Annotated in this window: 18 protein-coding genes; 11 read left to right on the forward strand and 7 right to left on the reverse strand. The window is 45.5% G+C overall.

The features are described from left to right. Positions 1-107: 107 nt before the first annotated feature. Entirely contained in the window at positions 108-1,304 is a 1,197-nt protein-coding gene (locus FC652_RS01595) for an acetate kinase (protein ID WP_176297235.1), read from the reverse strand. Between the two features lie 343 nt (positions 1,305-1,647). Here FC652_RS01595 and yfbV point away from each other — a divergent pair, with 343 nt between their 5' ends. The 6 genes from yfbV (at position 1,648) to FC652_RS01625 (ending at position 8,699) form a co-directional block, all read left to right on the forward strand. Then, a complete protein-coding gene (yfbV, locus tag FC652_RS01600; RefSeq protein ID WP_176297236.1) occupies positions 1,648-2,100 on the forward strand; it encodes a terminus macrodomain insulation protein YfbV in 453 nt (150 codons plus the stop codon). Between the two features lie 263 nt (positions 2,101-2,363). After that, complete coding sequence (locus FC652_RS01605) at positions 2,364-3,329, forward strand: ABC transporter substrate-binding protein (protein ID WP_176297237.1); 966 nt, start codon at positions 2,364-2,366, stop codon at positions 3,327-3,329. Positions 3,330-3,389: 60 nt separating this feature from the next. Further along, entirely contained in the window at positions 3,390-4,322 is a 933-nt protein-coding gene (locus tag FC652_RS01610; RefSeq protein WP_176297238.1) for an ABC transporter permease, read from the forward strand. Further along, entirely contained in the window at positions 4,319-5,113 is a 795-nt protein-coding gene (locus FC652_RS01615; protein WP_176297239.1) for an ABC transporter ATP-binding protein, read from the forward strand. Before FC652_RS01610 ends, FC652_RS01615 begins: the two co-directional genes overlap by 4 nt. 142 nt (positions 5,114-5,255) lie before the next feature. Beyond that, on the forward strand, positions 5,256-7,094 hold the full coding sequence (gene malZ / locus FC652_RS01620) for a maltodextrin glucosidase (RefSeq protein WP_176297240.1): 1,839 nt from the start codon (positions 5,256-5,258) through the stop codon (positions 7,092-7,094). Between the two features lie 111 nt (positions 7,095-7,205). Then, complete coding sequence (locus FC652_RS01625) at positions 7,206-8,699, forward strand: diguanylate cyclase (RefSeq protein ID WP_176297241.1); 1,494 nt, start codon at positions 7,206-7,208, stop codon at positions 8,697-8,699. Here FC652_RS01625 and dusC read toward each other — a convergent pair. Then, positions 8,669-9,625: a tRNA dihydrouridine(16) synthase DusC gene (gene dusC / locus FC652_RS01630; RefSeq protein ID WP_176297242.1), complete on the reverse strand. Its 957-nt coding sequence runs from the start codon at positions 9,623-9,625 to the stop codon at positions 8,669-8,671. The genes FC652_RS01625 and dusC overlap by 31 nt on opposite strands. Before the next feature lie 159 nt (positions 9,626-9,784). Here dusC and FC652_RS01635 point away from each other — a divergent pair, with 159 nt between their 5' ends. Beyond that, positions 9,785-10,393, forward strand: a complete 609-nt coding sequence (locus FC652_RS01635; RefSeq protein WP_176297243.1) for an SEC-C metal-binding domain-containing protein — start codon at positions 9,785-9,787, stop codon at positions 10,391-10,393. Positions 10,394-10,471: 78 nt separating this feature from the next. On the opposite strand, the gene dsbB is transcribed toward FC652_RS01635, so the two are convergent. Both dsbB and nhaB read right to left on the reverse strand, forming a co-directional pair. After that, entirely contained in the window at positions 10,472-10,990 is a 519-nt protein-coding gene (gene dsbB / locus FC652_RS01640; RefSeq protein ID WP_072616033.1) for a disulfide bond formation protein DsbB, read from the reverse strand. Positions 10,991-11,077: 87 nt separating this feature from the next. Next, complete coding sequence (gene nhaB / locus FC652_RS01645) at positions 11,078-12,667, reverse strand: Na(+)/H(+) antiporter NhaB (protein ID WP_176297244.1); 1,590 nt, start codon at positions 12,665-12,667, stop codon at positions 11,078-11,080. 638 nt (positions 12,668-13,305) lie between these two features. Here nhaB and fadR point away from each other — a divergent pair. Beyond that, the gene (fadR, locus tag FC652_RS01650; protein ID WP_176297245.1) at positions 13,306-14,145 is read left to right on the forward strand and encodes a fatty acid metabolism transcriptional regulator FadR; all 840 of its coding nucleotides are present in this window, start codon (positions 13,306-13,308) and stop codon (positions 14,143-14,145) included. 70 nt (positions 14,146-14,215) lie between these two features. Here the strand turns inward: fadR and FC652_RS01655 are convergent, their stop codons facing one another. Next, the gene (locus FC652_RS01655; RefSeq protein WP_176297246.1) at positions 14,216-15,022 is read right to left on the reverse strand and encodes a hypothetical protein; all 807 of its coding nucleotides are present in this window, start codon (positions 15,020-15,022) and stop codon (positions 14,216-14,218) included. 198 nt (positions 15,023-15,220) lie between these two features. After that, positions 15,221-17,293 carry a methionine--tRNA ligase gene (gene metG, locus FC652_RS01660; protein ID WP_011149956.1) on the reverse strand — a complete coding sequence of 691 codons (2,073 nt, stop codon included), beginning with the start codon at positions 17,291-17,293 and terminating at the stop codon, positions 15,221-15,223. A gap of 156 nt (positions 17,294-17,449) precedes the next feature. On the opposite strand from metG, the gene apbC reads away from it, so the two are divergent. The 3 genes from apbC to FC652_RS01675 all read left to right on the forward strand — a co-directional run bounded on the left by apbC (position 17,450) and on the right by FC652_RS01675 (position 21,604). Then, the gene (gene apbC, locus FC652_RS01665) at positions 17,450-18,529 is read left to right on the forward strand and encodes an iron-sulfur cluster carrier protein ApbC (protein WP_176297247.1); all 1,080 of its coding nucleotides are present in this window, start codon (positions 17,450-17,452) and stop codon (positions 18,527-18,529) included. A gap of 182 nt (positions 18,530-18,711) precedes the next feature. Then, on the forward strand, positions 18,712-19,353 hold the full coding sequence (udk, locus tag FC652_RS01670; protein ID WP_011080832.1) for a uridine kinase: 642 nt from the start codon (positions 18,712-18,714) through the stop codon (positions 19,351-19,353). Between the two features lie 142 nt (positions 19,354-19,495). Further along, positions 19,496-21,604 (forward strand): AsmA family protein, encoded by a 2,109-nt coding sequence (locus tag FC652_RS01675; protein ID WP_176297248.1) that lies wholly within the window; start codon positions 19,496-19,498, stop codon positions 21,602-21,604. 84 nt (positions 21,605-21,688) lie between these two features. Here the strand turns inward: FC652_RS01675 and FC652_RS01680 are convergent, their stop codons facing one another. Then, positions 21,689-22,432 carry an ABC transporter substrate-binding protein gene (locus FC652_RS01680; RefSeq protein WP_176297249.1) on the reverse strand — a complete coding sequence of 248 codons (744 nt, stop codon included), beginning with the start codon at positions 22,430-22,432 and terminating at the stop codon, positions 21,689-21,691. Between the last annotated feature and the right edge of the window lie 8 nt (positions 22,433-22,440).

The raw sequence follows: 22,440 nt of genomic DNA on the forward strand, positions 1-22,440 counted from the left end.
TAAAGCTTTACTGCTTATGGTTTGGCGGACCAAACAATAGGAGTGAAGCCCCAGATTCTTTATCAAAAAGAAATCTGGCTAGCCCGAAGGCTAGCCAGAGAAGTCAATTAAAGACCTGCTAGGCGAGCAGTGTCTTCTGCAATAACAAGCTCTTCGTTAGTCGAGATAACCATTGCTGGGATACGGCTGTTTGCTGTTGTGATAACGCCTTCGCCGCCGAAACGTGCTTTTAGGTTTGCTTCGCTGTCCACTTCGATACCGAAGATGCCTAGGCGGTTAAGAACCATTTCACGGATTGGTGCAGAGTTTTCACCGATACCACCAGTGAAAGTGATTGCGTCTAGACGACCTTCTAGAGTGGCAGTGTAACCAGCAACGTATTTCGCTAGGCGGTGGCAGAATACGTCCATCGCACGAGTTGCTTCTTCTTTTTGACCGTAGTTGTCTTCAACGAAACGGCAGTCAGAAGTCACTTCAGTTAGACCAGCAAGACCAGACTCTTTGGTTAGCATCGTGTTGATTTTCTCAACAGAGTAGCCAAGCGCATCGTGTAGGTGGAAGATGATCGCAGGATCGATGTCACCACAACGAGTACCCATTACTAGACCTTCAAGTGGGGTTAGACCCATTGAAGTATCAACAGATTTGCCGTTTTTCACTGCACAAACAGATGCACCGTTACCTAGGTGACAGTTGATGATGTTTACTTCTTCAACTGGCTTGTTTAGTAGGTTTGCAACTTCACGCGTGATGAATAGGTGCGAAGTGCCGTGCATGCCGTAACGACGGATGCCGTGCTCTTTGTATAGGTTGTATGGAAGTGCGTATAGGTACGCTTCTTCTGGCATTGTTTGGTGGAAAGCGGTGTCAAACACAGCAACGTTTTTCAGTGCAGGGAAAGACTTTTGAGCGGCTTTGATACCAATGATGTGCGCAGGGTTGTGAAGAGGAGCAAGCGTTGCACAATCTTCAATACCTTTAAGAACTTCGTCAGTGATTAGAGCTGATTGAGTGAACTGCTCACCACCGTGTACGACGCGGTGACCGATTGCAGCTAGGTTTTCAGAAAGCTCTGGCTTAGAAGCAAGAATAGTTTCTACCATGAACGCTAGTGCTTCTTCGTGTGCTGCACCGTTACCTAGTTGAGCTTCGTGCTTACCATCAAGTTTCCACTTGATGCGAGCTTCAGGAAGGTGAAGACATTCAGCAAGACCTGAAAGATGCTCTGCACCATTCTCGGCATCAACAACAGCAAATTTAAGAGAAGAACTACCGCAGTTTAAAACTAAAACTAGCTTAGACATGTGTGACTACCTGTTATTCGTCTGATATAAGATCAGTTAAGGATGAAAAATCATTCACAAGAATAGACGATGCAACCAAAGCTGCGCACTAATCTTGGTCAAAAAACTTTCAATTTCCGTATTTTTGAGAAAGTGGTGATTCGTATCACCACTAGCGCTATCCATTGCAGAGGCTCTTCAAAGTTGCTTAATTTGTAAATAACGGCAACAATGAGATTGAGGGTTCGCGAAGGATAGCGATAATGGGCAATGATAACAAAAAAAATTTGAAAGAATATTAACTTTCATCAATTTTTTGCGTTTTCAGTTGAAGTCTTCAACTAATTTTTAGTGAGAGAGCAGTATGAACAATAAAGTCGGACTTGCCCACAGTCTGAGAGATGGGCAAAAGTACATGGATACTTGGCCGATGCGCAAAGAGCTGAGCGCCATCTTTCCTGAGCAACGCATTATCAAAGCAACGCGTTTTGGCATTAAAGTGATGCCAGCGATAGCAGCCATCAGCGTCCTGACTCAAATGGCGTTCAACAATTATCAAGCACTGCCTCAAGCGATTGTCATGGCTTTATTTGCACTGAGTTTGCCTTTGCAAGGAATGTGGTGGTTAGGCCATCGCTCCAACACTCTATTGCCGCCCGCGCTGGCCACTTGGTATCGAGAGTTGCATCAGAAAATCGTCGAAAGTGGTTTGGCACTAGAACCGCTTAAATCCCGCCCTCGTTACAAAGAGTTGGCGCATACCTTAAACCGCGCTTTCCGTCACTTAGATAAATCTGCACTCGAGCGTTGGTTCTAAGTTTCCACTGGTTCAAAAAGATCGTTAACGGGCAGCCAATCGGGTTGCCCGTTTTGTTTTTATCTGCTGAGTGACCGTCATTTATCTCTCACTTTGTTGTGTTTCTGTTAAATCCTGCTTTCCTAATCGAGAAGTTGCTGGTAATAATGTCACTCAGATGTACAAAAAGTGCACAAAAATAATTGCTTAACCTTGCTCGTCTAGAGTGGAGGTTTCGTGATACCACACAACATCCCAACCTATGCTGAATTCAAGGAGTCAAGATGAAAGCAGGAAAACTGATCGCCACGGCTGTTCTTGCCGGTGCTGCTTTAATTTCTTCCCATTCTGTGATGGCAAAAACTGCCAAAGTTGCCGTTTCACAAATCGTTGAACACCCGGCACTTGATGCCACACGACAAGGCCTTTTAGATGGACTAAAAGCAAAAGGGTATGTCGAAGGCAAAAACCTCGAGTTTGATTACAAAACAGCGCAAGGCAATCCAGCGATTGCGGTGCAAATTGCTCGTCAGTTTGTGGGGGAAAACCCGGATGTCTTAGTTGGCATCGCAACCCCGACGGCTCAAGCATTGGTCTCGGCCACGCGCTCTATTCCAGTTGTATTTACTGCCGTTACTGACCCGGTTGGCGCAAAACTGGTGAAATCCATGGAGCAACCGGGGAAAAACGTCACTGGTCTTTCCGATCTTTCACCGGTATCTCAGCACGTCGACCTTATTAAAGAACTATTGCCTAATGCCAAAGCGATTGGTGTGGTGTACAACCCAGGCGAAGCAAATGCGGTTACCTTGGTTGAGCTATTGAAAAAAAGCGCCGCTGAAAAAGGCCTAAAAGTGGTGGAATCGACAGCGCTAAAAAGTGCTGATGTGCAATCTGCGACTCAAGCGATCGCTGCAAAATCTGACGTGATTTACGCCCCAACGGATAACACCGTTGCCAGTGCGATTGAAGGGATGATTGTCGCGGCGAATCAAGCGAAAAAACCGGTATTTGGTGGTGCGACTTCTTATGTTGAGAAAGGGGCGATAGCAGGCTTAGGCTTCGATTACTATCAAGTTGGCGTGCAAACGGCGGATTACGTTGCTGCGATCTTGGAAGGTCAAGAACCAGGTAAGCTCGACGTGAAAGTGGCTACGGGATCCGATCTTGTAGTGAATCAGGGCACGGCAGAAAAACTAGGCATTACTATTCCAGCCTCTGTGCTTTCTCGAGCCACAGACGTCAAATAAAATCCTATCTAGGGCCGACGGAGATTCGGCCTTTTGTTAGAGCAGAATAAAGGAGTTGCTATGTCTGCTTTTGCGTTTTTCGGTGCGCTAGAAATTGGCTTACTTTACGGCTTAGTCGCCTTGGGGGTGTACTTAACCTTTAGGGTTCTCGACTTTCCGGATTTGAGTGTCGATGGCAGTTTCCCGATGGGTGCTGCAGTTGCGGCCACCGCCATCGTTGCGGGTGTGAATCCATGGTTAGCCACCGGGATGGCCATTCTTGCTGGTGCTATGACTGGTTGGGTGACCGCTTTTTTGGCGGTGCGTTGCGGTATTCTTCATCTTTTGGCTTCCATCCTAACCATGATTGCGGCGTTCTCGATCAACATTCGTATTATGGGGCGACCAAACTTAGCGTTATTGGGGGAAGAGACCATTTTGACCCCATTTGAAAGCTTGGGTGACCCCATGTTCATCCGTCCACTGGTGGTCGGTATTCTCGTTTTGGTCTCCTCTTGGCTGGTGGTGCGACTGCTCAACAGTGATTTTGGTTTAGGCTTACGTGCTACAGGCGTTAACGCGCGTATGGTGCGCGCACAAGGTGGTAGTACCTCTTTTTACACCTATTTTGGCCTTGCACTGTCGAATGGCTTTGTTGGTTTCGCGGGTGCGTTATTTGCGCAAACCAACAGTTTTGCCGATGTGACGTCGGGTGTTGGGACCATAGTAGTGGGTTTGGCTGCAGTGATTCTGGGGCAAACGTTGATTCCGGGACGAAAAATTTGGGTTGCCGTTGTCGCGGTCATCGTCGGCTCAGTGCTCTACCGTTTGGCGGTGGCCTTTGCGCTAAGTTCTGGCATGTTTGGTTTGCAAGCGTCGGATCTCAATTTAGTCACCGCAGTGCTGGTTGCCATCGCGTTGATTGCGCCCAAACTAAAAGGCAACATGGTGATAAAAAAGCCCGTTAACTCAGGGGCGAGTGGTGGCAAACAGAAGTCAGGAGGTGCGCTATGATTCGTTTGGAAGATATTCAGGTCACCTTTAATCGAGGCACCATTTTAGAAAATCGTGCGCTACGTGGTGTCATGCTCGAAGTACCCGAGCATCAGTTTTTGACGGTGATAGGTTCTAACGGGGCGGGTAAATCGACCTTACTTGGCGCAGTGACAGGTGAAACGCCTATGGTGGGCGGCAAAGTATTGATCGATGACGTCGATGTGACATCACAAACGGTTGACCAACGAGCCTCTCTTTGTGCACGGGTGTTCCAAGACCCGCTTGCAGGCACCTGTGGCGCGTTAACCATTGAAGAAAACATGGCGCTCGCGTACATGCGTGGAAAAAAGCGAGGTTGGCACTTATCGCTCTCAGCAAAGCGTCGCAAACTGTTCCAAGAGCGGATCAGTATTTTGGGGCTAGGGTTAGAAGATCGTTTGGGTGACAGTATTGGTCTTCTTTCTGGCGGACAACGTCAGGCAGTAAGCCTTGTGATGGCCACATTGTCAGACAGCAAACTGTTACTGCTTGATGAGCATACAGCAGCACTTGATCCCCGCATGGCGGCATTCATCATTGATCTCACCAAACGGATCGTCAGAGAGTTTAACCTGACCGTTATGATGGTGACGCACTCGATGAAAGACGCGTTGGCGTGTGGCGATCGCACGGTCATGCTGCACCAAGGTGAAATTGTGCTGGATGTCGCTGGTGAGCAGCGAGAGGGGATGCAGGTGAAAGATCTCCTCGAGATGTTCTCTAAAGTGCGTGGCGAAGAGTTGGCCGACGATAGCTTGTTGCTCAATTAGTTTTTATCTACGCCCTACGCGTCCTCCTACCGATAGTGATCTCCCCTTGAAAAATAACGTGATTTTTATTTCTCAAGGGGGGATGTTGCCCAGCGCTGTGCTTTTAGAATGGTATGAAATACCGATTAAAAGAGTACTCCCAATGACCCTACCTTTTCTTTTTCATGCGCAAACGCCGGATTATTTCCGCGTTGAGAATCAAATCGCTCACGTTACCTTGAGAACTAAGCCTGAAGGAATTCAAGCCATCTACCTGCGGCACGAGCCTGACAATGAAGAGTACTTAGTAGAAATGCAGCGAGTCTCTAAGTTAGGGGAACTCGATGGCTGGCAAGCGTCATTCCCTTTGAATAAAGACCGAGAGATCACCCAGTATGTTTTCAAAGTGATCACAGAAGGTGCCACCGTCTGGTTAGACGCTCGTGGCGTACAGAAACGGATGCCAGGCAGCGAGTACCATTTCAAATACAACCAATCTCATCAGCCGCCAGAGTGGGTGAGTGAGCAGATTTTCTACCAAATTTTCCCTGATCGCTTCTGTAATGGTAACCCAGAGATCAGCGTTAGAAGTGGCGAATATTCGGTAAAAAATGGCACACGTCCTGTGGTCGCAAAAGAGTGGGGAGTAGCCGTTGATAAACACAATGGCTATGGGGGTTGTGAGTTTTATGGCGGGGATTTGGCTGGCATTCGCAGCAAACTGGATTACCTGCAAACCTTAGGCGTGACAGCGCTCTATCTCAATCCAATTTTTTCGGCGCCAAGCAATCACAAATACGACACCACCGATTACTTAACCATTGATCCGCATTTGGGAAGCAACCAAGAGTTTGCAGAGTTGAGCGAAGCGCTTCATCAACGCGGTATGAAAATTGTGCTTGATGCTGTTTTCAATCACACCTCATGTGAGCACCCTTGGTTTGACAAAAATGGGGTAGGTGAGATGGGGGCCTATCACCACATCGAATCGCCGTATCGCCACTATTATTTTTTCGAAGACGGTAGCCAAAATTATATTGGCTGGAAGGGCGTTGACAGCTTACCAGTACTGAATTTTGAAAATGCGGAGGTACGTAATTACATTTATGCCAGCGAACACGCGGCCATTCGCCACTGGTTGAAAGCACCTTATCGAATCGATGGTTGGCGTTTTGACGTGATCCACATGCTTGGAGAAGGTGAAGGGGCGCGCAACAATGCCTACTATGTTAAGCAGTTCCGCAATGCGACTAAACAAGAAAACCCTCAAGCTTATGTATTGGGGGAGCATTTCTTTGAGGCGAGCAAGTGGCTCCAAGGCGATCAAGAAGACGGCTCGATGAATTACTACGGCTTTGCGCATCCAGTGAGAGCATTATTGGCCAAAAAAGACATTGCCTACCATCCTATTGAGATCGACTGCATCGACTTTGTTGATTGGCTAAATGAATCACGCGCTAAAGTACCTTGGCTTAACCAGCTCAGCCAGTTCAATCAACTCGACAGCCACGACACCGCACGTTTTATTACCTTGTTGGAAAATGACCAAGCGCGCATGAACATTGCTCTCGGCTTGCTGTTCACTTATGTCGGAACCCCTTGTATCTATTATGGTAGTGAAGTTGGACAGGAAGGTGAGAATGACCCAGATAACCGCCGCTGTTTCCCGTGGGAGCGTGTTGGTCATGTGGAGACATTCCAATATCACCAACGTCTAATTGAACTTCGCAAAACGTCTAAGGCGCTGCAGCAAGGATCGATCCAATTTTTGCATGTTGAGCCAACGTCGTTCAGTTTTGCTCGTCAGTATGGTGACGACACTCTGCTTGTGATGGTCAACTTAGATACGAAGGCATGTTGTATGACGCTGCCAATTTGGCAACTTGGAAAGTCGCAAGGACGTCTGATTTCCCTATTGGGTAATGAAAGTGCTTTGCAAGTAAATGGTAAAGTTGTGGTTAATATCTCTTCTGAATCCATTCAAATTTGGCAACTTGAGTGACACTTAGCGCTCAATCCATTAATATTCGTTTAATTCCTAAATAAATGACACCAGCCCTTTGACGTTCAGAGTCGTCAAAGGGCTTCGTTTATCGGCAATCATGGTTATCGAATGAGTATTAAAAGACAATTTAGCCGACGCTTTGTGGTTTTGTTTCCTGCGTTGATTTTTTTTACTGTGATGTGTATCACGGTAAAAAGCTATTACGATTCGGTAAACCGAAACATTGCTGAAGAGTATGATCGTATCAATAGAACGCTGAATCGAAGTGTAAAAATGTTAGCGGCCTTGGAGTACAGTTTTAGCAACTATACCAATGGTGGCTATTCCATCTTAAGTCATCACAACTCAAAAATAGAAAATGGACTTTGCTTCATTTGGCCAATAGATCCACTACTAAGAGCAGAAGGCATGGTTGAAGATCAACCTGATGTGGATATTAACTACATGTTGGTTGGCGATACCTCATTGTGTGAGTTAAATAGCGAGCTCAGTTTGCATGCCAGCAATAAGATGAGTTTTGCACCGTCGCTTTCTTTTCTTCATGACATAGAACCTTTTGTCGTCGGCATTCTTTATGTCGATGAGCAGGGGTATCTCATGACTTCTCCAGACAGCTATGCTAACACTTTCACTACTGAACTGTTAAATACACTCAAAGCAAGACCATTTTGGCAAAAAACCGCCAACTCTGCGGGGAAGGTAACGTTCTCCGGACCGGGTTATGAAATCAATGTAGGTGCCGTTGATAGCGAAAGCCGTTACTCACTAACGATCCCTGTTTTTGATCATGGCAAGCACAAAGGCATGTTGATGATGACGCTCGATACTACGTCATTATTGCAAAGTAACAAGCGGTTGGGTGGAAGCATTCATTTTGCGAATCTAAGCAGACCGTTGCCAAAGAACGCATTGCTTGTCAAAGACGTGGAACAGCCAAGGGTAGTGGATAATCACGCGCTATACTATGGGTTTTCGTGGCAGCAAGAACTACAAAACTTTTTTGTTTATGAACGATACAGTGTGATTGCCGCGGTATTTATTTACTTACTTTCCACGTTTACTCTGTTTTTGGTGAATACGCGCACCGAGCGTCAGTATTTTAAAGAGCTCGCCACCAAAGATCCGATGACAGGGTTGTTAAATCGGCGCGGGATGCAAGCGGTATGGCGTAATAAAATTTCTAAGAAAAAGATTGCGCTTGCAGTGTTCGACATTGACGACTTTAAATCGATCAATGATAGCCATGGCCATGATGTGGGCGATGAAGCGATCAAATTAGTGGCCAATTGCATTAAAGACAATATTCGCCAATGCGATGTTGCATCTCGATTTGGCGGTGAAGAGTTTGTCATTACCCTTTATGGCGATGAGTGCGATGGCATGGAGAAAGTACTAGCGAGAGTTCGTGAAGCCGTTAATGAACGGTCACCTCAAGTGGTGAGACACGGTTTTACCATTTCAGCAGGCGTGGTGATACGTGAAATGGGCGCAGGTGACAGCTTTGACGCTTTATTCAAAGCTGCCGATGACAGTCTTTACCAAGCGAAAAATAGTGGTAAAGACAAAATTGTTTACTGTGCCACCTCGAGCTGTTCGCGATAGCGATGCAGATGCTCAACGATGCTTTCCACTTGCGTCAAGGTGCGAATGTCGCGGAATAGGTCAGCCGCTTGTGGGTACGCTTGGCGCAAATAAGCAAACCACTGCTTGATACGATTTGGGTAATATTTCCCTTTGTCGCCACGCACTTCGTATTGGGTGTATTTGAGCAATAAATCCACCACTTCGTGCCACGGCATTGCTCGGTGATTGTGCTTAACGATATTACCTAGATTCGGCACGTTTAATGCGCCACGGCACACCATCAAAGAATCGATGCCAGTGGTTTCAATGCAGGCTTGACCGTCGGCATAGTTCCAGATTTCGCCATTTGCAATCAAAGGAATCGTGGAACGTTGGCGGATTTGGTCAATGTAATCCCATTTGATTTCACTCGCTTTATAGCCGCCAGCTTTGGTTCTTGCATGGACGGTTAATTCATCCGCTTTGCCTTGCTCTACCGCGTCCACAATTTCGAAACAATCTTCCGGGTTTTCCCAACCCAAACGAATTTTGGCGGAAACTGGAATGTGCGAGGGCACTGCATCACGACACGCTTTGACCACTTGATAGATCAGTTCCGGGTGTTGCAGCAGCGCTGCGCCCCCTTTGCTCTGATTGACCATTTTTGCCGGACAACCAAAGTTGAGATCGATACCATGCGCACCGAGCTGCGCGGCGCGGATAGCATTTTCGGCCATCCAATGGGGATCTTGGCCTAACAGCTGCACTTTGACAGGCACACCATTTTTTGTTTTTGACCCTTGTTTCAGTTCAGGGCAGAGGCGATAAAACACATGGTCTGGGAGTGGTTGGCTGACAACGCGAACAAACTCAGTGACACAAAAATCGTAATCATTGATTTCGGTAAGCATCTCTCGCATCAGGTGGTCGAGCACACCTTCCATCGGTCCCAATATCACGCGCATCTTTATTCTGGCCTCTCAAAAAATGAGGCGCGATTGTAGCGATTCACCGAGAGCTTGTCACGAGAAGAGGCAAGGAGAGAGGCTTTTCATGATTTAATCCCCCCATTTACTTTGCTTAGGTATATAATCCGGCCAAATTGAACAACAAGTGTTTCAACGATGCAATATCAATTAATTGAACTCAATGACGCTTCCAGCCAAGCTTCTGCTTGGTTTATTGAAGGCGCGGTTTTAGCGGCGAACTTAACGATTCAACCGACCGATCCTGATACTTGGTTAACCGAGTTGCTGGGGGATGTGTCTGCCGAGCTTCGCGCGGCTGTGACGGAGCAAATTCATAAGCAGCATAATCGGATTTTACGCAATGAATATTCATTGCTCGAACTCGTAAGCGATAAAAGAGATAACTTGGCCGACTTTTCTGAAGGTTTTATGTCTTTGTGGCCAAAAGTTGAAGAGCAATGGCAATCCGCCATCGTCAATGACGGCACTCAACGCATGATGCAGGCGCTCTTTACCAGCTTTATGTTGGCTATTGATGAAGAGGGTACTCAACAGCAAATGCGCGCTGCAGGAATTGAAGCGCCCCCCGCTTTGAGCGATTTCATTGGCCAAATGGATTTGATGATCAACGAAGTGGCGCTTGCCGCCGATGAACTGATGGTTGGCAACAAATCACAAAGTTTGAATCCTTTCAAAGGAGTAGGGCGAAACGACCCTTGTCCTTGTCAAAGTGGCAAAAAATTCAAACAGTGTTGTGGCCAATAATCAACAAGCGACAAAAAAACAGCCGACTCTGAATGAGTCGGCTGTTTTTTCTAACTGCAATCCGAGTCAGCGTCGGAACTATTTTGATTTGAAAAACTGAGCAATAACGATAAATGCGAGCGCCACTAGGTTGCCAGCAAAAATAATCACCAACCATTGTGGCATCGAAAGTGTCATGAACTGCCATACGATTTTGCTACAGTCGCCATAGGCTTCAAACATCCAAGGCGCCCATTGATTCAGTGGAGCCCAATCTGGGAAGGTGACGAACAGATCACAAGTAGCAAAAGGCGATGGATTAAACTGGTAATCAACGTGTTGTAATGACAACGCCAACCCTTTGTAAGCACTGGCTCCCCAAGCCGCCAAACCTAACCAACGAACAAGTGGGTTATTGGGTGCAATCAGGCCAAAGAGTGCCGCGCCACCCACGCCAAGCATCGCCACGCGCTCATAAATACACATCACACAGGGTGACAGCATCATCACATGCTGAAAGAACAGCGCCGCTCCCTCAAAAAAGACCACGAAGAATAGCAATAGCAGCCATGAGATTCTGTTTTTTGAAAACTGATTGAGTGATGCAAATAAATTCACTTCTAAAATCCTTTGTATGTTCAATAAAAAAGCTCTGAATACTCAGAGCTTTTTATCTCGGATAAGTTTCTTTAGCAAACTAAAAATTTAATGTCCGCCAGAAACTGCGTGAGTTGCCTCACCCACATGGTGAGCAATCCAACCTGCGTCGTAAAACCAAGCTGTCATAGGCTCAAGTAAGAAGACGATGCCGAACAAGCCAACCAGAGCCAGTACAATCGTGTATGGCAGAGCCATGATAACCATCTTGCCGTAAGACAGACGAATCAATGGTGCGAGTGCTGAAGTCAACAAGAATAGGAACGCCGCTTGGCCGTTTGGTGTGGCCACTGAAGGTAAGTTAGTACCTGTGTTAATCGCGACCGCAAGCAAATCAAACTGATCGCGAGTCACTAAACCTTCCACCAAGGCGCTTTTCACTTCATTGATGTAGACCGTGCCAACAAAGACGTTGTCTGACACCATCGAAAGCAAACCGTTTGCTACGTAGAACATCGCCAACTGTGTGCCTTTGTCTTCCACTGCAAGCACTGCGTCGATAACTGGCTTAAACAACTCTTGGTCGATGATTACCGCCACGATAGAGAAGAAAACCGCAAGAAGTGCCGTAAATGGCAGTGCTTCTTCAAACGCTTTACCAAGAGAGTGCTCTTCGATAACACCTGTAAATGCGGTTGCTAAAATGATCACCGACAGGCCGATCAAACCCACTGCCGCAAGATGCAGTGCTAGGCCAACAATCAACCAAACTGCAATGAGACTTTGAACCCACAGCTTTGCAACGTCTTGATTGGTTCGAGCCTTACGCTCTTCGTTATCAAACTCAACAAGAATATGGCGAACGTTGTCAGGTAACTCAGCGCCATAGCCAAACACTTTCAGTTTTTCTATCGCAAAACAGGTGAGCAAACCACAGATGAAAACAGGTAAAGTGACGGGAGACATGCGAATTAAAAACTCGCCGAATAGCCAGCTTGCTTGATCAGCGATGATCAAGTTTTGAGGTTCACCCACCATGGTGGTAACACCACCGAGCGCAGTACCGACACCGGCATGCATCAGTAATGAACGCAAGAAAGCACGGTAGTTTTCCAAATCATCGCGGGTCAGTTCAGTAAGGTGTTCATCTTGGGTATGATCGTGATCAGTACTGACGCCCTTACCCGATGCCACTTTGTGATAAATTGAATAAAAGCCGACTGCTACGCTGATGACAACCGCGATAACAGTTAGTGCATCCAAAAATGCTGACAAGAAAGCCGCTGCAAAGCAAAACGCGAGTGATAGGAGAGCTTTTGAGCGAATACCTAACAAAATCTTGGTAAAGATGAATAGCAACAATTGCTTCATGAAGTAGATACCTGCCACCATAAAGACAAGCAGTAACAGTACTTCGATATTCGCTACGAGTTCGTGTTTGACTTGATCTGCACTTGTCATGCCAATCACAACAGCCTGAATTGCGAGTAAGCCGCCAGGTTGAAGAGGATAACATTTAAGCGCCATCGCTAAAGTGAAAATAAATTCCACAACAAGCAACCAGCCAGCTATAAATGGATCAACCAAGAAAAAAACAATCGGGTTAATGATTAAAAAAGAAATGATGGCAATTTTATACCAATCAGGCGCCTTACCTAGAAAATTCTTGATAAAAGCGTTTCCGAGCGACATCGGCATGATAAATCTCTTATTAACTTATATATGAATAGACACTACAACATAGTGCTTAAGCCTATGCTTTAAAGAAGAAATATCTATCTTTATAAACAATAACTTAGAAAAACAACAATCCTTGTGAAAATGTAGTCTTGCCAAGTTACTTCCCTTGAACTTAAGCACCGCTCTTTTTTCGCCCGCAACTGTACTCTCAAGTAACATTTAGTCAACAGGAAATCCCAATCCTGTCTTCATTTGCTGACTTAATTTCGCAAAACGCGATCGAAGTAGCACAAGTATATCATGCAAACTATGCAAAAGTTCGCTTATCATCATAATTTACGTTCAAAGCATAAAAAAGTTAATTTAAGAAAGAGTATTAATCGATTAACTCAATTTTAATTTGCAATTTATGAATTTAAAAATGTGACCTATTACCCTTTATTTGTTCTAGCTTTGTGCATGGCCTTCCCACTGTAAAATGTATTTTTTGACGACTTCCAGATTCAGCAAAGACATTTTTTGCTCATTTTAACTTAGAGTGTTTGCTCTATATTGCGAATTGGTTGCATTTTGTGATAGTAAATTTTCGCAAATGAAGAAGTAGTGGTATGATGAGTGCCATTCGACCCAAAACAAATATTGGAACAACAAATATAATGGTCATTAAGGCAAAGAGCCCTGCAGGCTTTGCAGAGAAGTACATCATAGAAAGTATCTGGAATGGGCGTTTCCCTCCAGGTTCAATTTTACCTGCTGAGCGTGAACTGTCTGAACTGATTGGTGTTACGCGTACCACACTACGTGAGGTTTTACAAAGACTTGCTCGTGATGGTTGGTTGACGATTCAACATGGTAAGCCAACCAAAGTGAATCAGTTTATGGAAACCTCGGGTTTGCACATTCTTGATACGCTGATGACACTAGACGTTGATAACGCAACAAATATCGTTGAAGATTTGCTTGCAGCACGTACAAATATCAGCCCGATATTCATGCGCTATGCCTTTAAAGTGAATAAAGAGAACTCTGAGCGTACAATCAAAACCGTTATTGATTCATGCGAACAATTGGTTGCCGCTGAATCTTGGGATGCATTTTTGTCATCGTCTCCTTATGCAGACAAAATTCAACAGAATATAAAAGAAGACAATGAGAAAGATGAAGCGAAACGCCAAGAAATCTTGATTGCGAAGACCTTCAACTTTTACGACTACATGCTGTTCCAACGCTTGGCGTTTCATTCAGGCAACCAAATTTATGGTCTGATCTTTAACGGTTTGAAGAAGCTTTATGACCGAGTGGGGAGTTTTTACTTCTCCAATCCAGCATCTCGTGAGTTAGCCCTCAAATTCTATCGTCAACTGCTGCTGACGTGTGAGTCAGGACAGCGTGAACAGTTACCAGCGTTGATTCGTCAATACGGTATTGAGAGTGCGATGATTTGGAACGAGATGAAAAAGCAGCTGCCAACCAATTTCACCGAAGATGATTGCTAGCGAGCTTTAGTTAAGAGATAAAAAGCAAACCCACATGGGTTTGCTTTTTTGTATCAACAACATCGCTGTATTATGCTATCGCTAACTTTGGCAAAGGAAGATATAGGCTTTCTATCATCTCATCGAGCATATTGTCGTAGCATTGGAAAATGATCGTTGAAATCTGCGATGTGAGCTCATAAATCGCCACTTTGCTGATTTTTCTCATCTCTCCCTGTGCATGGGCTTCTAAGGTGCGTGTGAGCTCAGAGCCAAATGGAGAAGCAATAGTGAGTGGGCTAACTAAAGAGAGTTGGTTTAATCTTCTCAACACTCTTTCCGCGTTGAACTGAAAGCGTTCAATGCCTTGTGGTTGGTGTATCTCTTGAATCACAATTCTCAATTGTGTTAGGGCATCAAGGTTTTCAATCACCACTTGCCAGTGGCAATGATATTCTTCAATCAATTCATCACGTTCGCATTCCGATAGCCATGCAACCGTCGTTTCATCAATTAGGTACAAAGAGTGACGAATCAGCTTTCCATGTAGAAGTTGATTTCTTGCGATACTTTGCTCACACCAAGTACCAAACAGAGATTGAAACTGGTTCAATAAGATTCGATACAAGGCTTTATTATCATGTGGGGCAATATCGATAAGGATTTGGCACTTATTGATGATCTCTACTTGAACATGCCTCAGTTCATTGGAATGAACTTGTTTATAGAGCAAGCTCAAATGCGTAGCAGTCCGGTGCTGTCTGGCGAGCTGAACGATTTCTCGCAAGGTCGCGACAGTGAGATATTTGTTCTCTTGGTGGCGCTCACGTTTGTGTGCAAGATAGAAAAGTGACGCTAGTATCACTACCGATACCAAGGCTGAAAGGAAAGTAAACATAACAGGCTCCTTGTCTGTCTTTATCTGACGTTGTTAGGAGCAGTTTTAATGCCATATTAAATCTCTTTATAAAACAATGAGATGAAATATTCCGACTTGAGTCTATGGTTAATTTGGTGCATCAGATGCACTAATAATGTGATTTTGGGCACAAAAAAGCCCTGCGGGTGCAGGGCTTTGAAATATTGAAGCGTTGAATTACATCACGCGCATGCCTGGCTGCGCGCCTTCATGTGGTTCAAGGATCCAAAGATCTTTGCCACCAGGGCCTGCCGCTAGGATCATGCCCTCAGACATACCAAACTTCATCTTACGTGGTTTCAAGTTCGCCACAACCACTGTGTACTTGCCGACAAGATCTTCAGGATTGTACGCCGCTTTGATACCAGAGAAGACTTGACGCATTTCACCGCCGATATCCAATTGGAATTTCAACAGTTTGTCAGCTTTTGGCACCGATTCACAAGAAACGATTTTGGCAATACGAAGGTCCACTTTTGCGAAGTCATCAAACTCAATTTCTTCGGCAATGGGATCTTTGCTTAGCTCGGTCTCTTGAGCTGCATTAGAGGCTTCTGCTTTCTCTTTTGCCGCCATTTCAGCCGCCGCATCTTCTTTTGATGCTTCAATCATGGCTTCAATGTTTTTCGGATCGATACGATTGAACAGCGCTTTAAACGCAGTAATTTCGTGTGCTGTTAATGGCTGAGCAACACCTTCCCAGGTTAGCTCTTCATTCAAGAAGGCTTCAGTGCGAGCTGCAAGAGCAGGCATAACTGGCTTCAAGTAAGTCATTAGAACGCGGAACAGGTTAATACCAACAGAACAGATTTCCTGAAGTTCCTGATCTTTGCCTTCTTGTTTTGCCACAACCCAAGGCGCTTTTTCATCAACGTATTGGTTAGCTTTGTCCGCCAACGCGGTGATTTCACGGATCGCACGACCAAACTCACGCGCTTCGTAAAGTTCAGCAATACGGTCTGCTGCGGCAACAAATTCGTTGTAAAGCTCTGGCTCGACGAAGTTTTCAGCGAGCTTGCCTTCAAAGCGTTTCGCAATGAAGCCCGCATTACGCGATGCTAGGTTAACAATCTTGTTTACGACGTCAGCGTTTACGCGCTGAGTAAAGTCTTCAAGGTTAAGGTCTAGGTCATCAATGCGGCTGTTTAGCTTCGCTGCGTAGTAGTAACGCAGACACTCTGGATCAAGGTGCTCAAGGTAAGTGCTCGCTTTCACGAATGTACCTTTAGACTTCGACATCTTCGCACCATTTACGGTTACGTAGCCGTGAACAAAAACGTTGTTTGGCTTACGGAAGCCAGAGCCGTCTAGCATTGCTGGCCAGAACAGGCTGTGGAAGTAAACGATGTCTTTACCGATGAAGTGGTAAAGTTCTGTTTTACTGTCTTTATTCCAGTATTCATCAAAATCAAGATCATCACGCTTATCACAGAGGTTTTTGAATGAACCCATGTAGCCGATTGGCGCATCTAGCCAAACGTAGAAAAACTTGTCTTTTTCGCCTGGAATTTCAAAACCGAAGTAAGGTGCATCACGTGAGATATCCCACTGCTGCAGACCAGACTCAAACCATTCTTGCATTTTATTTGCGGTTTCAGTTTGCAGAGAGCCAGAGCGAGTCCACTCTTTTAGCATGCTTTCAAACTGAGGCAGGTCGAAGAAGAAGTGCTCTGAATCTTTCATCACTGGCGTTGCGCCTGAGACGGCAGATTTTGGATTGATCAATTCTGTTGGGCTGTAGGTTTCGCCACAAGCATCGCAGTTGTCGCCGTATTGATCTTCAGACTTACACTTCGGACACGTTCCCTTCACGAAACGATCGGGTAGGAACATCTCTTTTTCAGGGTCGAACAACTGAGAAATAGTACGGCTTGAAATAAAGCCATTTTTTTTCAGTTGCAGATAAATGTGAGACGCCAGTTCACGGTTCTCATCGGAATGCGTGCTGTGATAGTTATCGAAACTAATATCAAAGCCAGCGAAATCTTTTTGGTGCTCGATGCTTACCGCAGCAATCATCTCTTCTGGAGACATACCCATCTGTTGCGCTTTAAGCATAATTGGCGTGCCGTGAGCGTCGTCAGCACAGATGAAGTTTACAATGTTGCCGCGTAGGCGTTGGTAACGAACCCAAATGTCCGCTTGGATATGCTCAAGCATATGGCCAAGGTGGATCGAACCGTTAGCGTACGGAAGGGCACAAGTTACCAGCAATTTCCTTTGGGGAAAGTTTCTTGGATCGTTTGCCATACTTAATATTCGCTTATCTCGATAGGTATAAAAATTGATTGGTAATACTAACTCAGGAAACCTTTAAGTCCAAGGTGCTGACAAGGATAATCACCTGGTTTTTTTGGGGTTCAGTCAGACAAGACTCGGTGATAGGATGTCGAAAAAGGAGGAGTTATGCATCAGTTCACTTCTAAACAAGATTTTTGTCATTGGTTGAATCAGTTTGAGCACGAAACGTTAGCTTCGCAATGGAGCGAAGTGCATGGTGTTGTGATGGTTCAAGCGGATGGCACTTTCGCCATTCAGCTCCCATTTGCTGCCCAGCAACTTCAAGACGAGCTCAGCGAGTGGATCGTTCAGCAACAGCAGCGTGGTGCGGTTCCACCGTTTGCTTTCACGGTAGGTCAGCAAGTGAAGGCGTTAGAAACTCAAGTTTCTCAGTCTGTCCGTGGGGTTAAGAATATTATTGCCGTCACGTCCGCTAAAGGCGGTGTGGGTAAATCAACCACAGCGGTGAATTTGGCACTAGCGATCGCTTCTCAAGGCGCAAAGGTGGGATTGCTAGACGCGGATATCTATGGACCTTCTTTGCCTATCATGCTGGGGAGTGTCGATCAAAGACCGGATGTTCGTGACGGCAAATGGATGCAGCCGATCCTCGCGCACGGCATCTACACCAACTCTATTGGTTACTTGGTGGATAAGAATGAAGCCGCCATTTGGCGTGGACCTATGGCATCAAAAGCGCTCTCTCAATTACTGAATGAAACTGAGTGGCCAGATTTGGATTATTTAGTGATTGATATGCCTCCCGGCACTGGGGATATTCAGTTAACTCTTTCACAGCAAATTCCCGTTACGACCAGTGTTATCGTCACCACACCGCAGGACCTGGCGTTAGCCGATGCGAAGAAGGGCGCCGCGATGTTTGAAAAGATTGGCGTTCCCGTGGCAGGGATTGTAGAAAACATGAGTTACCATATTTGCAGTCAATGCGGTGCCAAAGAGCACATTTTTGGCCAAGGTGGCGCGATGCAAATGGCTCAACAATTTGGCTTATCTTTGTTGGCGCAAGTGCCATTGCATATCAGTGTTCGTGAAGATCTCGACTCGGGTGTGCCAACGGTGGTCGCAAGGCCAGACAGCGAGCACGGCAGAATATACCGTCAGCTTGCTTTGCAGATATGCAGTTCGATGTATTGGAATGGTAAGGCAAAGCCTGAAACGATCCTGTTTTCCCGTATAGACGGATGATTTTATTACGAGTTAAAGAATAAATAATGACCAGGTAAACGTTTGCCTGGTTTATTATTCTTCGTAGTACACACAATGCACCACGAAACTGGGAAAAGCGACTAGTATCTAATGAGTGAACTCCTTATAATCAGGCGGTTTATCTTATTCCCACTGCAAAAAATCATCATCGGGTGCAACTAATGTCTGAAAAAAGTCAATGCGTCATCGTCGGTATTGCTGGCGCTTCTGCTTCTGGTAAAAGCCTCATCGCCAGTACGATTTATAACGAACTACGTGCAAAGGTGGGAGACCATCAAATCGGTGTGATTACGGAAGATTGCTACTATAACGACCAAAGCCATCTGAGTATGGAAGAGCGCGTTAAAACGAACTATGACCACCCGAATGCACTTGATCACGATCTTCTTTGTGAACACTTAGAAAAGTTAATGAAAGGCGAGTCGGTTGAAGTACCTGAATACAGCTACACGGAACACACTCGTACTGAAAACACCACTACGATGACACCAAAGAAGGTGATCATTCTAGAAGGCATCCTGCTTCTAACGGATCCTCGTCTGCGTGATCTGATGCATGCGACTGTGTTTATGGACACGCCACTTGATATCTGTCTACTTCGCCGTGTGAAACGCGATGTGGAAGAGCGTGGTCGTACGATGGAATCGGTACTCAAACAGTATCAAAAAACCGTTCGCCCAATGTTTATGCAGTTTATTGAGCCGTCTAAACAGTACGCAGATATCATCGTTCCACGTGGTGGTAAAAACCGCATCGCGATTGACGTACTGAAAGCGCACATTGCAAAACTATTGAAAGCTTAAGTCATTGTCTTGTCAGCGAGCTTTATTTTTATTTAAGAAAGTGGCACTTTAAGTGCCACTTTCTTTTTTTGGAGCAAGAACTGCGTAAAATAGGTGTTATCTTTGTTCTTGTCTCAACTCTTGCATGCAAAGGAATACGCATATGAAAAAACTGTTCCTTATTCTGGCTGCGCCTATCGCGGTTGTCGTGATGGCTGCGATAGCGCTAGTGACCTTAGTGAATCCCAATCAATTTAAACCGCTGATCACCGAACAAGTGGCCAAGCAAACGGGTTTAGAATTGGTGATTGAAGGCGACATTGAATGGCAATTTTTTCCTTCGATTGGTTTTTCTCTAGGCAAAACGGAATTAAAGAATCCTCAGGGCTTTTCTCAAGAAAACTTGTTTAAAGTTGAGAGCGTTGGGATCGATATCTCGGTGATGCCTCTACTTGATAAAGTCTTGCAAATTGGTGATGTTCGCCTTGATGGTGCGGAATTCCATCTAGAGACGCGTAAAGATGGGCAAAAGAATATTGATGCGCTAACTCAGCAGCAGAAAGCGCAACAAGAAACGGCTCAGCAAGAGGTGAGCTCGGAGCCCACTACGGATGCTCCACAGCAAGCTGGCGCAGCGGCAGAGTGGCGTATTGAGTTGGCTGGGATCTCGGTGAGCAATGCCAAACTCGTTAACCAAGATCGACAAGCAGGTACTTCACTTGAACTCTATGATGTGAATTTCTCACTTTCAGAGTTCGCCTTTGAGCAATGGACCAAAGCGGAATTTTCAGCCAAAGGAAAAAACAACCAGCAACAGTTCAGTGCAAACGGCAAGCTTGAATTTCAGTTGGCGCAAGATTTGTCTTCTTATGCTCTGCGTAATATCGAGCTAAACAGCCAGTTTAGCGATCCTGCCACGAAGATGGATACCATCAAGTTGGTACTGGACACCTTCGAGTTTGATAAAGACAACGCACTGACATTTGAAATCAAAGGCCAAGCATCGGGGATGGAGCTTTCGGCCAATGGCTCGGCGCAGTTGCATGTGGACGCAGCCATCAGCACAGTGATGGTGAAGGCATTCCAGTTGGAGTCACAATTAAATGGGAAATCACTGCCTCAATCGCCAATGAAGGTGACAATGAGCTCTGAGGTGACCTTTGATGTGCCAAGCAGCCATCTATCGCTTGTGCTGAATAAACTAACCGCCAACGCCATTGCATTAGACGGTAAAGCCGATGTGACGTTAGCTGAGATTCCGAAAGTGCGCTTTTCACTGCACAGCCCAGAGATTGATCTCGATGAATTTCTCGGCCTAACGCAGCCATCGCAAGAAACCGCAAGCACAAACAGCAGCAATGACAAAAACGCGCATCCAGAGGCAAATAACGAAGTCGAGCCTGACCTAAGTGCATTAAAAACGTTGGATGTGATTGGCCAAGTGAGTATTGATAAGTTCAAAGCCAACAATGCCAAGCTGCAAAATGTCATCACCAAGTTCACGGTGAACCGTGGTATCGCGACCTTAGATCGTTTTGATGCCAATCTGTATCAAGGTTCTATCAACGCCAGCGCGAAACTGGATGCACGTCGATCACCCGCTACCTATAGTGTAAAAAAACGCATCAAAGGTGTTCAGGTGCAACCGCTGTTGGTGGACGTGGCACAAAACGACAAGTTGGAAGGTACTGGCAATATCGATGTTGATGTTAACGGATCAAGCTTAACGCCAAGCGGTATTCAGAAAAACCTTGTCGGTACAGTTGAAATCAATTTTGCTGATGGTGCCGTCAATGGCATTAACGTCGCGCAGATGATTCGTGAAAACTACGCCAAGATTAAAGGTGAAAAGTTAGACGCCACCGAAGGGGTGCAAAAAACCGACTTCAGTTCAATGACGGCAACGTTGATGTTGAACAAAGGCAAGGTGACAACCAATAACATGCACATGCAATCTCCGCTACTGCGTATTCGTGGGAAAGGAGAAGCAAACTACATCAATCAAACGGTTGATTTTACGGTCAGTACTTCGATTGTGGGATCGCTAGAAGGCCAAGGCGGTAAGGACATCGATGAACTGAGAGACGTAACAATTCCTATCAACATTTCAGGCAGTTGGGCGGATCCAAAATTCAAGTTGGTGTTTGATGATGTGTTTAAGCAAAAAGCCCAAAAAGAGATTGATCGCGGAGTCGAGAAGCTGACCGATAAGATCAAGGATGAGAAAACCAAAGAGGCGGTCGATGGTTTATTGAAAGGGCTATTTAAGTAGGAAACGCCTAGTAAGAAAGCCAGTGCACGATCTGAGTCACTGGCTTTTCAATAGAGTACCGGTAGAGTTTGCTCAGACTTTCAATTATTTAGGTTTGGAGCTAGTGTAGCGTTTTCTGATTTCTTGATACTCCTGAGAAGCTTGAAGCTCTTCCAAGGCTTGTTGCCATTGAGCGAGAACTTTAGGGTTAGTGCCTTTTGAAAAGGCGATGTACAAATCGATATCAAACAAGCTAATATTTGAACGAACAACACTACTGGTCTCCCCCCCTTGCGCTTCCAACAGGCTTGGCATCGCAAACTCTCCAGCAACCATTGCAGTTACTCTGTTGTGAAGTAAAAGCCTTGCATTTTCGGTCGGTTGTGTCGTTACCCAGAGGTTAGTAAATCCTAAGTCAATTAATGTTTGATGCTCAGGATAGTTTGCTGTTACAGCGATACTCTCCCACTGCTTTGCGCTGGTAATGTCTTCTTGTGACGAATCAAAACTGTCATTGTGATAGAGATAGACGCCATCTGACAATATTGGTCCAACCCACTCGAACTTGTCGTTACGAGCTGGTGTGCGTGCAACACAAAAGAGTGCTCTGTTAGGCATAAGTTCAAGCTGTTTGATTGCACGAGACCAAGGGAGAACTTGAATCTCGCTCTCCAGATCAAGTTTTTTTGCTAACTGCTGAACAATCTCTACGCCAATGCCAGTTAGTTTTCCGTCTGCATCGTAAAAACCAAAAGGGGCGAAATCTTCGGTCATGATGGTAATTTTGGCATTGATGGAAAAGGTCAAAAAGCAACACACGAGCAGCAGCGTGGTTTGAATCTTTGACATACTCATAC

The organism is Vibrio sp. 05-20-BW147, from assembly GCF_013369385.1.
Lineage (GTDB): Bacteria > Pseudomonadota > Gammaproteobacteria > Enterobacterales > Vibrionaceae > Vibrio > Vibrio floridensis.

Coding starts and splice junctions, on each gene's coding strand:
- FC652_RS01605 (WP_176297237.1), top strand. CDS start 2,364: ATGAAAGCAGGAAAACTGATCGCCACGGCTGTTCTTGCCGGTGCTGCT.
- nhaB (WP_176297244.1), bottom strand. CDS start 12,667: ATGCCGATGTCGCTCGGAAACGCTTTTATCAAGAATTTTCTAGGTAAG.
- FC652_RS01625 (WP_176297241.1), top strand. CDS start 7,206: ATGAGTATTAAAAGACAATTTAGCCGACGCTTTGTGGTTTTGTTTCCT.
- FC652_RS01635 (WP_176297243.1), top strand. CDS start 9,785: ATGCAATATCAATTAATTGAACTCAATGACGCTTCCAGCCAAGCTTCT.
- FC652_RS01680 (WP_176297249.1), bottom strand. CDS start 22,432: ATGTCAAAGATTCAAACCACGCTGCTGCTCGTGTGTTGCTTTTTGACC.
- FC652_RS01610 (WP_176297238.1), top strand. CDS start 3,390: ATGTCTGCTTTTGCGTTTTTCGGTGCGCTAGAAATTGGCTTACTTTAC.
- udk (WP_011080832.1), top strand. CDS start 18,712: ATGTCTGAAAAAAGTCAATGCGTCATCGTCGGTATTGCTGGCGCTTCT.
- FC652_RS01615 (WP_176297239.1), top strand. CDS start 4,319: ATGATTCGTTTGGAAGATATTCAGGTCACCTTTAATCGAGGCACCATT.
- metG (WP_011149956.1), bottom strand. CDS start 17,293: ATGGCAAACGATCCAAGAAACTTTCCCCAAAGGAAATTGCTGGTAACT.
- FC652_RS01655 (WP_176297246.1), bottom strand. CDS start 15,022: ATGTTTACTTTCCTTTCAGCCTTGGTATCGGTAGTGATACTAGCGTCA.
- FC652_RS01675 (WP_176297248.1), top strand. CDS start 19,496: ATGAAAAAACTGTTCCTTATTCTGGCTGCGCCTATCGCGGTTGTCGTG.
- apbC (WP_176297247.1), top strand. CDS start 17,450: ATGCATCAGTTCACTTCTAAACAAGATTTTTGTCATTGGTTGAATCAG.
- malZ (WP_176297240.1), top strand. CDS start 5,256: ATGACCCTACCTTTTCTTTTTCATGCGCAAACGCCGGATTATTTCCGC.
- fadR (WP_176297245.1), top strand. CDS start 13,306: ATGGTCATTAAGGCAAAGAGCCCTGCAGGCTTTGCAGAGAAGTACATC.
- FC652_RS01595 (WP_176297235.1), bottom strand. CDS start 1,304: ATGTCTAAGCTAGTTTTAGTTTTAAACTGCGGTAGTTCTTCTCTTAAA.
- dusC (WP_176297242.1), bottom strand. CDS start 9,625: ATGCGCGTGATATTGGGACCGATGGAAGGTGTGCTCGACCACCTGATG.
- yfbV (WP_176297236.1), top strand. CDS start 1,648: ATGAACAATAAAGTCGGACTTGCCCACAGTCTGAGAGATGGGCAAAAG.